General features: G+C 61.0%; 9 protein-coding genes and 1 tRNA gene. All 10 read left to right on the top strand.

Annotation, left to right across the window (positions count from 1 at the left end; genetic code table 11):
- The first annotated feature begins 3 nt into the window (after positions 1 to 3).
- Positions 4 to 1,194 carry an elongation factor Tu gene (tuf, locus tag ISN74_RS14520; RefSeq protein ID WP_188799894.1) on the top strand — a complete coding sequence of 397 codons (1,191 nt, stop codon included), beginning with the start codon at positions 4 to 6 and terminating at the stop codon, positions 1,192 to 1,194.
- A 133-nt stretch (positions 1,195 to 1,327) separates the two neighbouring features.
- Positions 1,328 to 1,403 (top strand) — tRNA-Trp (locus ISN74_RS14515).
- 73 nt (positions 1,404 to 1,476) lie between these two features.
- The gene (gene secE / locus ISN74_RS14510; protein ID WP_188799904.1) at positions 1,477 to 1,869 is read left to right on the top strand and encodes a preprotein translocase subunit SecE; all 393 of its coding nucleotides are present in this window, start codon (positions 1,477 to 1,479) and stop codon (positions 1,867 to 1,869) included.
- 10 nt (positions 1,870 to 1,879) lie between these two features.
- A complete protein-coding gene (gene nusG, locus ISN74_RS14505; protein ID WP_188799903.1) occupies positions 1,880 to 2,440 on the top strand; it encodes a transcription termination/antitermination protein NusG in 561 nt (186 codons plus the stop codon).
- Positions 2,441 to 2,624: 184 nt separating this feature from the next.
- Positions 2,625 to 3,053, top strand: coding sequence for a 50S ribosomal protein L11 (rplK, locus tag ISN74_RS14500; RefSeq protein ID WP_188799902.1), 429 nt, complete (start codon positions 2,625 to 2,627; stop codon positions 3,051 to 3,053).
- A 3-nt stretch (positions 3,054 to 3,056) separates the two neighbouring features.
- Positions 3,057 to 3,767, top strand: coding sequence for a 50S ribosomal protein L1 (gene rplA, locus ISN74_RS14495; protein WP_188799901.1), 711 nt, complete (start codon positions 3,057 to 3,059; stop codon positions 3,765 to 3,767).
- Between the two features lie 329 nt (positions 3,768 to 4,096).
- Complete coding sequence (gene rplJ, locus ISN74_RS14490) at positions 4,097 to 4,621, top strand: 50S ribosomal protein L10 (RefSeq protein WP_188799900.1); 525 nt, start codon at positions 4,097 to 4,099, stop codon at positions 4,619 to 4,621.
- Positions 4,622 to 4,667: 46 nt separating this feature from the next.
- Entirely contained in the window at positions 4,668 to 5,039 is a 372-nt protein-coding gene (gene rplL, locus ISN74_RS14485) for a 50S ribosomal protein L7/L12 (protein WP_188799899.1), read from the top strand.
- A gap of 353 nt (positions 5,040 to 5,392) precedes the next feature.
- Entirely contained in the window at positions 5,393 to 9,556 is a 4,164-nt protein-coding gene (gene rpoB / locus ISN74_RS14480) for a DNA-directed RNA polymerase subunit beta (protein ID WP_188800657.1), read from the top strand.
- Between the two features lie 25 nt (positions 9,557 to 9,581).
- Positions 9,582 to 13,793, top strand: a complete 4,212-nt coding sequence (gene rpoC, locus ISN74_RS14475; protein ID WP_188799898.1) for a DNA-directed RNA polymerase subunit beta' — start codon at positions 9,582 to 9,584, stop codon at positions 13,791 to 13,793.
- The last annotated feature ends 119 nt before the right edge of the window (positions 13,794 to 13,912 follow it).

The following is a 13,912-nucleotide window of genomic DNA, read 5'->3' as shown; positions in this document are numbered from 1 at the left end:
CTCATGGCAAAGGGTAAATTCGAACGCACCAAGCCGCACGTGAACGTGGGCACGATTGGTCACGTGGATCACGGCAAGACGACGCTGACGGCGGCGCTGACGAAGGTTGGCGCAGAGCGATTCGGCGGTGAGTTCAAGGCATACGACGCGATCGACGCGGCGCCGGAAGAAAAGGCGCGCGGTATCACGATCTCGACGGCGCACGTGGAATACGAATCACCGAACCGCCACTACGCACACGTGGACTGCCCGGGCCACGCTGACTACGTGAAGAACATGATCACGGGTGCGGCGCAGATGGACGGCGCGATCCTGGTGTGCTCGGCCGCGGACGGCCCGATGCCGCAGACGCGTGAACATATCCTGCTCAGCCGCCAGGTGGGCGTGCCGTACATCGTCGTGTTCCTGAACAAGGCCGACATGGTGGACGACGCCGAGCTGCTCGAGCTGGTGGAAATGGAAGTGCGTGAGCTGCTGAGCAAGTACGAATTCCCGGGCGACGACACCCCGATCATCAAGGGTTCGGCCAAGCTGGCGCTGGAAGGCGACCAGTCGGAAATCGGCGTGCCGGCGATCATTGCGCTGGTGGACGCGCTGGACAGCTACATTCCGGAGCCGGTGCGCGTGCTGGACAAGGCGTTCCTGATGCCGGTGGAAGACGTGTTCTCGATCTCTGGCCGTGGCACGGTGGTGACCGGTCGTGTGGAGACGGGCATCATCAAGGTTGGCGACGAAATCGAGATCGTGGGTCTGAAGCCGACGGTCAAGACGACGGTGACGGGCGTTGAAATGTTCCGCAAGCTGCTGGATCAGGGCCAGGCGGGTGATAACGTGGGTCTGCTGCTGCGCGGCACGAAGCGTGAAGACGTGGAGCGCGGCCAGGTGCTGGCCAAGCCGGGTTCGATCACGCCGCACACTGACTTCGAAGGCGAGATTTACGTGCTGTCGAAGGAAGAGGGTGGCCGTCATACGCCGTTCTTCAGCAACTACCGCCCGCAGTTCTACTTCCGTACGACGGACGTGACCGGTGCGATCAAGCTGCCGGAAGGTACGGAGATGGTGATGCCGGGCGACAACGTGAAGATCTCGGTGTCGCTGATTGCGCCGATCGCGATGCAGGAAGGTCTGCGTTTCGCGATCCGCGAAGGTGGCCGTACGGTCGGCGCCGGTGTCGTCGCCAAGATCACCAAGTAAGCTGTAAAATGAGAAGTCGCCCGTGATGCGGGCTGTGAAGCGCGAGGGTGGGGCAGTCGCTTAGCCCTCGCAGCGCAAAGCGCAGCTTTACAGCCGGCAAAGCGAGCGACTTCACTTTTAGTTACCAAAACGTACGCCAGTAGCTCAATTGGCAGAGCAGCGGTCTCCAAAACCGCAGGTTGGGGGTTCGAGTCCCTCCTGGCGTGCCATCTTCCGAGGAATGATGGCGGATGTGTCGCAATCGGCCGCAGGCAGATTGCATCAAGCATCCGCACGATGCGCATGAATACCAAGGCTGAACAGACCAAAGGCACAAGCGGCGCCGACATCGGCAAGCTGGTGCTGGCCGTTGTGGTGCTGGCGGCTGGCATCGTGGGATACACCTACCTCGGCAACATCGGTGCGGCGTCCCCGCTGCGCCTGATCACCATTCTGGTCGCGGTTGTCGCGGCGCTGGCCATTGCGGCCTTTACGGCTCCTGGCCGCCGCGCCCGTTACTTCCTGGCCGAATCGCAATTCGAAATGCGCAAGGTCGTTTGGCCCACACGCGACGAGACGATCAAGACCACCGGCATCATCATTGTTGTGGTCATCGTGCTGTCTCTGCTGCTGGGTCTGATTGACCTTATCCTGAAGTCGGTCGTGCTCGACTGGCTGCTCAAGCTAGGTTCGTAAGGAGCGTGCGATGAGCAAGCGTTGGTACGTCGTTCATGCCTATTCCGGCTTTGAGAACCAGGTAAAGAAGTCCCTGGTTGAGCGCATTCATCGCGCTGGTATGGAAGAGAAGTTCGGTGAGGTGCTGGTACCTACCGAAGAAGTGGTCGAAATGCGCAGTGGCCAAAAGCGCCGTAGCGAGCGGAAGTTCTTCCCGGGCTATGTTCTGGTGCAGATCGAGACGGATACCGAGGGCAAGGCCCCGCGTATCGACGACGAATCCTGGCATCTGGTCAAGGAAACTCCCAAGGTGATGGGATTTATCGGCGGCACCGCCGACCGCCCGCTGCCGATCCGCGACAGCGAGGCTGAAACCATCCTCAGCCGCGTCCGCGAGGGCGTGGAGAAGCCTAAGCCCAAGGTGCTTTTCGAGCCGGGCGAGATGGTCCGCGTCACCGATGGTCCGTTCAACGACTTCAATGGCGTGGTCGAGGAAGTTAACTACGAAAAGAGCCGCCTGCGGGTAGCCGTGCTGATTTTTGGCCGCTCCACCCCGGTTGAGCTCGAATTCGGCCAGGTCGAAAAGGCCTGAGATCGCTTTTCGGCACAGGGCTTGCTTAAAGCCCGTTTCATCTCTAAACTACGCGGTTCACGCCGGGGTCTTTTGACTCGGCGTGTCCGTATTTCTGGAATTCGCAGGATCGCGAAGTCCCCTCCCACCAGGGAATGTGCACTGCGAGGAGCCGCAAGGCGCTTGAACTCGCGAGGAAAATCCAATGGCAAAGAAAGTTGTCGGTTACATCAAGCTGCAGGTCAAGGCCGGTCAGGCCAACCCGTCGCCGCCCGTGGGCCCGGCCCTCGGCCAGCGCGGCCTGAATATCATGGAATTTTGCAAGGCGTTCAATGCCGCCACGCAGAAGATGGAGCCGGGTCTGCCGATTCCGGTGATCATCACCGCCTATTCGGACCGTAGCTTCACCTTTATCACCAAGACCCCGCCCGCCTCCGTGCTGATCAAGAAGGTCACCGGTATCGCCAAGGGTTCGTCCAAGCCGAACAGCGACAAGGTCGGCAAGATCAGCCGCAAGCAGCTCGAAGACGTTGCGAAGCAGAAAGAGCCGGATCTCACGGCCGCTGATCTGGACGCTGCGGTGCGCACCATTGCCGGTAGCGCGCGCAGCATGGGCTTCGTGGTGGAGGGCTAAGACATGGCAAAGATTACCAAGCGTATGAAGGCTGCCCAGGCGGCAGTACAGCCGGGCAAGACCTATGGCCTGGACGAAGCCCTGAAGATCGTCAAGGACAACGCCAAGGCCAAGTTCGCCGAGTCGGTGGACGTGGCGGTGCGTCTGGGCATCGATGCGAAGAAGTCCGACCAGGGCGTGCGCGGCTCCTCGCTGCTGCCGCACGGCACCGGCAAGACCGTCAAGGTCGCCGTGTTCTGCCCGGCTGGTGAAAAGGCCGAAGCTGCTAAGGCTGCCGGTGCTGACGCCGTGGGTATGGACGATCTGGCCGAGCGCATGCAGGCCGGCGACCTCGACTTCGGTCGCGTGATCGCTACGCCGGACGCGATGCGCGTGGTCGGTAAGCTCGGTCAGCTGCTCGGCCCGCGTGGCCTGATGCCGAACCCGAAGGATGGCTCGGTTACCGCCGACGTCGTCACGGCCGTCAAGAACGCCAAGGCCGGCCAGGTGAAGTTCCGCAACGACAAGGCGGGCATCATCCACGCCACCATCGGCAAGGCCAACTTCGAAGCCGCACAGCTGGCTGACAACCTGAATGCGCTGATTGCCGACCTGCTGAAGGCCAAGCCGTCGACGGCCAAGGGCCAGTTCCTGCAGAAGGTTGCGCTGTCCAGCACGATGGGCGTGGGCGTGCCGGTCGATACCTCGACCCTGAGCGCGACCTCGGCCAAGTAACAAGTTCAAGTCCTGCGCGGGCAGCATGTCCGTGCAGGCAGTTTTTGAAGGTAGCCCCGGCAATCGCCGGAGCCGCCGTCAAAGACCGCAGGCGCGACCAGCGCGCGACGACGACGGGCAGGGAGCTCGATTTGCAAAGGAATCGCCGTCGACGCCAACGGGGTCGCTTAATCCGGTTTCGATCTGGCCTGCGTAGATGGTGCTGCCCCTTCTGGAATCGCTCTGGAAAGGCCACCACCCGGGACGTTGAGTCCCCGATGTCAAGGACGGCATCGCTCAGGACCGCAAGCGGCAGGAGCCGTGAGCGGAGTTCATAAGAGGAGTGAAAAATGGCTCTGAATCTCTCTCAGAAGCAAGAAGTAGTCGCCGAACTGGCCGAAGTTGCCGCGAAGGCTCACTCCTTGGTCGCTGCCGAGTATGCGGGCACCACGGTCGAACAAATGACCGCGATGCGCAAGAAGGCCCGCGAGTCCGGTGTGTTCTTGAAAGTTGTCAAGAATACGCTCGCCGCGCGCGCTGTGGTTGGTACCGAGTTCGAGGTCGTCAAGGACGCCCTGACCGGTCCGCTGCTGTACGCATTCTCGACGGAAGAACCCGGCGCTGCCGGTCGTCTGATCAAGGAATTCGCCAAGGGCAACGACAAGCTCAAGGCGAAAGTCGTCTCGGTGGAAGGCAAACTGCTGCCGGCTGCGCACGTTGAAGTGCTGGCCTCGTTGCCGACCCGCGAACAGGCTCTCGCCATGCTGGCTCGTGTGCTGGCCGAACCCGCTGCGATGTTCGCGCGCGCCGTCAAGGCCGTGGCCGACAAGCAGGGTGGTGGCGAAGTTGCCGCCGAAGCCCCGGCCGAAGCCTAAGTTCGACGCTCATCTAAATCGAATCCATTTCCAGAGGTAAATAAAAATGTCCCTTTCCAACGAACAGATCGTTGAAGCCGTTGCCGCCAAGTCGCTCATGGAAGTGATGGAGCTGGTCAAGGCCATCGAAGAAAAGTTTGGCGTGTCCGCCGCTGCTCCGGTTGCCGTCGCTGCTGGCCCGGCCGCTGCCGGCCCGGTTGCCGAAGCGCAGACCGAGTTCGACGTGATCCTGATCAACGCCGGCGAGAAGAAGGTCGACGTGATCAAGGCCGTCCGCGCGATCACCGGCCTGGGCCTGAAGGAAGCCAAGGACCTCACCGAAGCCGGTGGCGTCGTGAAGGAGCAGGCTTCGAAGGAAGACGCCGAGAAGTTCAAGAAGGACCTCGAAGCCGCCGGCGCCAAGGTCGAACTGAAGTAATTGGCGCTCTTGCGCGCCGTCAGTTTGATCTAGCGTCAAGCAAGCCTGGGGACGTGAGTCCCCGGGCTTTGCCCGCTTCAGATGGCTGCTTGGCAGTTATCTGCGGACCAAGGATGGCTCGCCGCGAACCAGGCGTTTTGCGCTTGGTTTATTGGAGCCAAGTTTTGCGACTTGGCGAATCTAAAAAAGGCAGGAGCCTTTTTAGATACATCAGGCACGGACGCTCTGGATGTCGGGCATCGCGAATAGGGTTTTATGAGCAAGAGCCGCTATTCACGATCCCCCAGATCCAAGCTTTCCCAATTTAGCCGGTGTGTGCACCACCGGCGCCACAGCGAACCGAGGCGTCACCGATCATGACCTACTCGTTTACCGAGAAGAAGCGCATCCGCAAGGATTTCGGCAAGCGTCCGCCCGTACTGGGCGTGCCCAACCTGCTGACTATCCAGACCGATTCCTACCGTGAATTCCTGCAGGAGTACGTAGCTCCCAAGCAGCGCGAAGACAAAGGTCTGCACGCCGCCTTGAAGTCGGTGTTCCCGATCGTGAGCTATTCGGGCAATGCTGCCCTTGAATATGTTGACTATCGTCTTGGCGAACCGCCGTTCGACGAGCGCGAGTGCCGCAACCGCGGCATGACGTACGGCGCGCCGCTGCGCGTCACCGTGCGCCTGGTGATCTACGACAAGGACAGCCCGGCCTCGAAGAAGGCCGTGAAGTACGTGAAGGAACAGGAAGTCTACATGGGCGAAATTCCGCTCATGACCGACACCGGCACCTTCATCATCAACGGCACCGAGCGCGTGATCGTGTCGCAGCTGCATCGCTCGCCGGGCGTGTTCTTCGACCACGACCGCGGCAAGACGCACAGCTCCGGCAAGTTGCTGTTCTCCGCCCGTGTGATTCCTTACCGTGGCTCCTGGCTCGACTTCGAATTCGATCCGAAGGACGCACTGTTTACCCGTATCGACCGCCGCCGCAAGCTGCCGGTGACGGTTTTGCTGCGTGCGCTGGGCTACAGCAACGAAGAGATGCTCGGCATCTTCTTCGAGCACAACGTGTTCCACCTGGGCAAGAAGGGTGGTACCACGCTGGAGCTGGTCGCCGAGCGTCTGCGCGGTGAAACGTTGAGCTTCGATCTGATGATCGGCGACAAGGTGCTGGTGGAAGCCGGCAAGCGTATTACTGCGCGCCACGTTCGCCAGCTCGCTGCCGAGAACATCACTGCACTGGAAGTGCCGGATGATTATGCGGTTGGCCGCATTCTCGCCACCGACATCGTCGATCCGAAGACCGGCGAACTGCTGGCCTCGGCTAACGACGAAATCTCCGCCGAACAGCTGGAGAACTTCCGCAAGGCTGGCATCGAAACGCTGCCGACCCTGTACGTGAACGATCTGGACCGCGGTGCGTACATCTCGCATACGCTGCGCATCGACAACACCAAGACGCAGCTCGAAGCGCTGGTGGAAATCTATCGCATGATGCGTCCGGGCGAGCCGCCGACCAAGGAAGCCGCGCAGAACCTGTTCTTCAACCTGTTCTTCACGTTCGACCGCTACGACTTGTCGGCTGTGGGTCGCATGAAGTTCAACCGCCGTGTCGGCCGCAAGGAAATCCTTGGTCCGGGCGTGCTGTACGACCACAAGTACTTCGGTGAATTCAAGAGTGAAGATGCGCAGGCATTGGTTGCCGCGCAGGGCGAAACCTCCGACATCCTTGATGTGCTGAAGGTACTGATCGAGATCAAGAACGGTCATGGCACCGTCGACGATATCGACCACCTCGGCAACCGTCGTGTGCGTTCGGTCGGCGAAATGGCGGAAAACACCTTCCGAATCGGCTTGGTGCGTGTGGAGCGCGCCGTGCGTGAGCGCTTGTCGCTCGCCGAAGCCGATGGCCTGACTCCGCAGGATCTGATCAACGCCAAGCCTGTTGCGGCAGCGGTGAAGGAATTCTTCGGTTCCTCACAGCTCTCGCAGTTCATGGACCAGAACAACCCGCTGTCGGAAGTGACGCATAAGCGCCGCGTTTCGGCATTGGGACCCGGTGGTCTGACCCGCGAACGCGCTGGCTTCGAAGTGCGCGACGTGCATCCGACTCACTACGGTCGCGTCTGCACCATCGAAACGCCGGAAGGTCCGAACATCGGTCTGATCAATTCGCTCGCCGTGTACGCGCGCACCAACCAGTACGGCTTCCTCGAGACGCCGTACCGCAAGGTCGTGGGCGGCAAGGTCACCAATCAGGTGGAATACCTGTCGGCGATCGAAGAGGGTGACCACGTCATCGCGCAGGCGAACTCGCCGCTCAGCAAGGACGGTGGCTTCGTCGAAGACTTCGTGTCCTGCCGTTTCCGCGGTGAATCCGAACTGCGTCCGTCGTCCGAGATCAACTACATGGACGTCTCGCCCATGCAGACCGTGTCGGTCGCAGCGGCGCTGGTGCCGTTCCTTGAGCACGACGACGCGAACCGCGCGTTGATGGGCGCGAACATGCAGCGTCAGGCTGTTCCGACCCTGCGTTCGCAGACGCCGCTGGTGGGTACCGGCATCGAGCGCGCTGTGGCGCGTGACTCGGGCGTCATCACTAGCGCCAAGCGTGGCGGTGTGATCGACCAGGTCGATGCGGGCCGTATCGTGGTGCGCGTAAATGAAGAAGAAGTCGGCGATAACGATGCCGGCGTCGATATCTACACGCTCACCAAGTACACGCGTTCCAACCAGAACACCAACCTCAACCAGCGTCCGCTGGTGAACGTGGGTGACATCGTGGCGAAGGGCGATACGCTGGCCGACGGTTCGTCGACCGATCTGGGCGAGCTCGCGCTCGGCCAGAACATGCTGATCGCGTTCATGCCGTGGAACGGCTACAACTTCGAAGACTCGATCCTGCTCTCCGAGCGCGTCGTGCAGGAAGACCGCTACACCTCGATCCACATCGAGGAGCTGTCGTGTATCGCGCGTGATACGAAGCTAGGCGCCGAAGAAATCACCGCCGACATTCCGAACGTGGGCGAGCAGGCGCTCGCACGTCTGGACGAATCCGGCATCGTGTACATCGGCGCAGAAGTGAAGGCCGGCGACATCATGGTCGGCAAGGTCACGCCGAAGGGCGAAAGCCAGCTGACGCCGGAAGAAAAGCTGCTCCGCGCGATCTTCGGCGAGAAAGCGTCCGACGTGAAGGACAGCTCGCTGCGCGTGCCGCCGGGTATGGACGGCACCGTTATCGACGTGCAGGTGTTCACGCGCGACGGTATCGAGAAAGACAAGCGCGCACGTCAGATCGAGGAAATGGAAATCAAGCGAATCCGCAAGGACTTCGACGACCAGTTCCGCATCCTCGAAGGCGCGATCTACAACCGTATGCGTGCGCAGTTGCTCGGCAAGGTCGCCAACAGCGGTCCGGCCGGTCTGAAGCGTGGTGTGGAAATCACCAACGACTACCTCGACGGCCTGAAGAAGGACGAGTGGTTCAAGATCAACGTCAAGGACGAGGAAGTCACTGAGTTCCTCGAGCGTGCGGCCGATCAGGTCAAGCGTCATCGCGAAGAGTTCGATAAGCGCTTCAAGGAAAAGCAGGGCAAGATCACCCAGGGCGACGATCTCGCACCGGGCGTGCTCAAGATGGTCAAGGTGTTCCTGGCCGTTAAACGCCGCATCCAGCCGGGCGACAAGATGGCCGGCCGTCACGGTAACAAGGGTGTGGTGTCCAACGTGGTGCCGGTGGAAGACATGCCGTACATGGCTGACGGCACGTCGATCGACATCTGCCTGAATCCGCTGGGCGTGCCTTCGCGTATGAACATCGGTCAGATTCTGGAAGTGCATCTTGGCTGGGCCGCAAAGGGTCTGGGCAAGAAGATCCAGAAGATGCTCGAAGCGCAGGCGAAGGTGGCGCAGGTCCGCGAGTTCCTCGACCAGATCTACAACCACCACGTTGCCGGTGCTGTGCAGCACGTCGACCTGAAGTCGCTCACCGATGAGGAAATCCTCACGCTGGCGACCAACCTTCAGGAAGGCGTGCCGATGGCCACGCCGGTGTTCGACGGTGCCGAGGAGCAAGAGATCAAGGCAATGCTGAAGTTGGCGGATCTGCCCGAATCCGGTCAGACCATGCTGTACGACGGCCGCACCGGCGAGGCGTTCGATCGCCCGGTCACCGTTGGCTACATGCATTACCTGAAACTCAACCACTTGGTCGACGACAAGATGCACGCCCGTTCGACCGGTCCGTACTCGCTCGTCACGCAGCAGCCGCTGGGTGGTAAGGCGCAGTTCGGCGGTCAGCGTTTCGGCGAAATGGAAGTTTGGGCGCTGGAAGCGTATGGCGCGGCGTACACCCTGCAGGAAATGTTGACGGTGAAGTCCGACGACGTGCAGGGCCGCAACCAGATGTACAAGAACATCGTCGACGGCAACCACGAGATGGCGGCGGGCATGCCGGAATCCTTCAACGTACTTGTGAAGGAAATCCGTTCGCTTTGCATCGACATCGACCTGGAAGAGATCAAGTAACCCGCGGGTTACAGGAGCTTATGCAATGAAAGATTTGCTCAATCTGTTCAATCAGCAGCGCACCACGCCTGAATTTGACTCGATCAAGATCGCGCTGGCGTCGCCGGAGCTGATCCGTTCCTGGTCGTACGGCGAGGTGAAGAAGCCGGAAACGATCAACTACCGTACCTTCAAGCCGGAACGTGACGGCTTGTTCTGCGCGGCGATCTTTGGTCCCACCAAGGATTACGAGTGCCTGTGCGGCAAGTACAAGCGCATGAAGCACCGCGGCGTGGTCTGCGAAAAGTGCGGCACCGAAGTCACGCTCGCCAAGGTGCGTCGTGAGCGCATGGGCCACATCGAACTGGCCAGCCCGGTCGCGCACATCTGGTTCCTCAAGTCGCTGCCGTCGCGCATCGGCTTGATGCTGGACATGACGCTGCGCGACATCGAGCGCATCCTGTACTTCGAAGCCTTCGTGGTGATCGATCCGGGTTTGACCGCGCTCGAGCGCGGCCAGTTGCTCAGCGAAGACCAGTACCTCGAAGCCGTGGAAGAACACGGTGACGAATTCGACGCCCGCATGGGTGCCGAGGCCGTGTTCGAGCTGCTGAAGTCGCTGGATCTTCCGGGTGAAGTGATCCGCCTCAAGGAAGAAATCGCTTCGACCAATTCCGAAACCAAGCTCAAGCGCCTCACCAAGCGCGTCAAGCTGATCGAGGCCTTCCTGGAATCCGGCAACCGTCCGGAGTGGATGGTCATGACCGTGCTGCCCGTGCTGCCGCCGGACCTGCGTCCGCTGGTGCCGCTGGATGGTGGCCGCTTCGCGACGTCGGATCTGAATGATCTGTACCGCCGCGTCATCAACCGTAACAACCGTCTGAAGCGTCTGCTCGAACTCAATGCGCCCGACATCATTGTGCGTAACGAGAAGCGCATGCTGCAGGAGTCGGTCGATGCGTTGATGGACAACGGCCGTCGTGGCCGTGCCATCACCGGCACCAACAAGCGCGCGCTGAAGTCGCTCGCCGACATGATCAAGGGCAAGCAGGGTCGCTTCCGTCAGAACCTGCTCGGCAAGCGCGTGGACTACTCCGGTCGTTCGGTGATCGTGGTCGGCCCGACGCTGCGTCTGCATCAGTGCGGTCTGCCCAAGAAGATGGCGCTGGAGCTGTTCAAGCCCTTCATCTTCGCCAAGCTGCAGAACCGCGGTGAAGCCACCACGATCAAGGCAGCGAAGAAGCTGGTCGAGCGCGAAGAAGGCCAGGTGTGGGACATCCTCGAAGAGGTGATCCGCGAACATCCTGTGCTGCTCAACCGCGCACCGACGCTGCATCGTCTCGGCATCCAGGCGTTCGAGCCGAAACTGATCGAAGGCAAGGCCATCCAGCTGCATCCGCTCGTGTGTACCGCGTTCAACGCGGACTTCGACGGTGACCAGATGGCCGTGCACGTGCCGCTGTCGATCGAAGCACAGCTCGAAGCGCGCGCGCTGATGATGTCGTCCAACAACATCCTCTCGCCCGCCAACGGTGAGCCGATCATCGTGCCGACGCAGGACGTGGTGTTGGGCCTGTACTACATGACGCGCGAACTGGTGAATGCCAAGGGCGCCGGCATGGTGTTCTCGAGCATCGCCGAAGTGCGCCGTGCGTACGACAATCGTGCTGTTGAGCTGCACGCTAAAATCAAGGTGCGCTTGAAGCAGGTGCATATCCATGACAGTGGCGAGCGCACCAGCAGCATTTCGCTGGTCGACACCACCGTGGGTCGTGCACTTTTGGCGGAAATCATGCCGGAAGGTCTGCCCTTCGAACTCGCCAACACCGAGTTGTCGAAGAAGGCCATTTCGCGCCTGATCAACCAGAGCTACCGTCGTCTGGGCCTGAAAGACACCGTGGTCTTCGCCGACCATCTGATGTACACGGGCTTCCGTTTTGCGACGCGTGCGGGTATCTCCATCGGCATCGATGACATGATCATTCCTGCCGAGAAGAAGCCGATCCTGGAAGAAGCCGAGAAGGAAGTGGTCGAAATCCAGGAGCAGTATCAGTCGGGTCTCGTGACCGCTGGCGAGCGCTACAACAAGGTGGTCGACATCTGGTCGCGCACCAACGAGCTCGTTGCCAAGGCGATGATCGACGGTATCGGTACCGACAAGGTGACCGATATCGAAGGCAAGACGGTCAACCAGAAGTCGATGAACTCGCTGTACATCATGGCCGACTCCGGCGCCCGTGGTTCGGTGGCGCAGATTCGTCAGCTGGCTGGTATGCGCGGTTTGATGGCTCGTCCGGACGGCTCGATCATCGAGACGCCGATTAAGGCGAACTTCCGCGAAGGCTTGAACGTTCTGCAGTACTTCAACTCCACGCACGGTGCTCGTAAGGGTCTGGCGGATACGGCGTTGAAGACGGCGAACTCCGGTTACCTCACCCGTCGCCTCGTCGACGTGGCGCAGGACGTGGTCATCACCTCGACCGATTGCGGTACCGAGGAAGGTTTGATCATGCAGCCGATCGTCGAAGGCGGTGACGTGGTCGAGCCGTTGCGCGAGCGCGTGCTTGGCCGTGTGGTGGCCGAAGATGTCTATGCACCGGGTGGCGATGACGAGCCGATCGTTACGCGTAACACCTTGCTGGACGAAGCGCTGGTCGAGAAGCTCGACAAGGCTGGCGTGCAGTCGATCTCGGTGCGTTCCTCTATTACCTGTAAGGCCAGCCACGGCGTTTGTGCGCTGTGTTACGGCCGCGACCTCGCACGTGGTCACCTGGTGAACATGGGTGAAGCCGTGGGCGTGGTGGCTGCGCAGTCGATCGGTGAGCCGGGTACCCAGCTGACGATGCGTACGTTCCACATCGGTGGTGCGGCGTCGCGTGCGGCTGCAGTCGACAACGTCTCGGTGAAGACCACCGGTACGTTGAAGTTCAACAATCTGAAGACCGTGCAGCACACCCAGGGTCATCTGGTGGCCGTGTCGCGTTCGGGCGAAGTGTCGGTGATTGACGCCAACGGTCGCGAGCGTGAGCGCTACAAGGTGCCTTACGGTGCCACCATCGCAGTCAAGGATGGCGCGCCGGTCAAGGCTGGCCAGACGGTTGCCAACTGGGATCCGCATACCCACCCGATCGTGTCGGAAGTGGCCGGTACCGTGCGCTTCATCGACTTCCTCGATGGCGTCACCGTGCAGAGCCAGACCGACGAACTGACCGGCCTGGAATCGGCGGTGGTCACCGATCCGAAGCGTCGTGGTACGGCTGCCAAGGATCTGCGTCCGATCGTGCGCCTGGAAGACAGCAAGGGCCGTGAGCTCAAGCTGCCGGGCACCGACATCGCTGCGCAGTACTTCCTGCCGGCCGGTGCGATCGTGTCGATCCAGAACGGTGCCGAAGTGGGCGTGGGTGACGTGGTTGCCCGTATCCCGCAGGAAACGTCGAAGACCCGCGACATCACCGGTGGTCTGCCGCGCGTGGCCGACTTGTTCGAAGCCCGCAAGCCGAAGGAGCCGGCGATCCTCGCGGAGCGTTCGGGCATCATCAGCTTCGGCAAGGACACCAAGGGTAAACAGCGTCTGATCATCAAGGACGTGGACGGCAATGAGCACGAAGAGCTGATTCCGAAGTGGCGTCAGGTCATCGTGTTCGAAGGCGAACACGTGGAGAAGGGCGAAACCATCGTGGACGGCGAGCCCAATCCGCACGACATCCTGCGCCTGCTGGGTGTCGAGCCGCTGGCTGCCTACCTCGTCAAGGAAATTCAGGACGTCTACCGTCTGCAGGGTGTGAAGATCAACGACAAGCACATCGAAACGATCATTCGTCAGATGCTGCGTAAAGTTGAGATCACCGAGCCGGGCGAGAGCCACTACCTGCGCGGTGAGCAGGTGGAGCGCGTACGGATCAATGCCGAGAACGATCGTGCGGAAGCCCGCGACGAGCGTCGGGCGGAGTTCCAGTCCGTGCTGTTGGGTATCACCAAGGCATCGTTGGCGACCGAGTCGTTCATCTCGGCGGCTTCGTTCCAGGAAACCACCCGCGTCCTTACCGAGGCGGCGGTTCGTGGCACGCGCGATACCTTGCGTGGCCTGAAGGAAAATGTTATTGTCGGCCGTCTAATTCCGGCAGGTACGGGTCTGGCGTATCACGCGCAGCGTCATCGCCACGGCGGTCTGACCGCCTCGGAGCTGGAAACCCTTTCCGGTTCCACCCAGGCTTCCTTTGCGGAAGCGCCGGTAGGCACTGATGCAAGTGTTGAGTAAGCCCCGAACGGCTCTACTCGCCGACATACGAAATGAGGCGCATGGAATGCGCCTCGTGTTCGAGTCAAGGATGGCGGGCGTTTTCTTGCCTGAGGTAAGGCGCCCATGTTAAATTCCCG

It is taken from the genome of Dyella caseinilytica, from assembly GCF_016865235.1.
Classification (GTDB): domain Bacteria; phylum Pseudomonadota; class Gammaproteobacteria; order Xanthomonadales; family Rhodanobacteraceae; genus Dyella_B; species Dyella_B caseinilytica.
The sequence above is the reverse complement of the archived record's forward strand: the minus strand, read 5'-3'. Positions and strand labels throughout refer to the sequence as shown.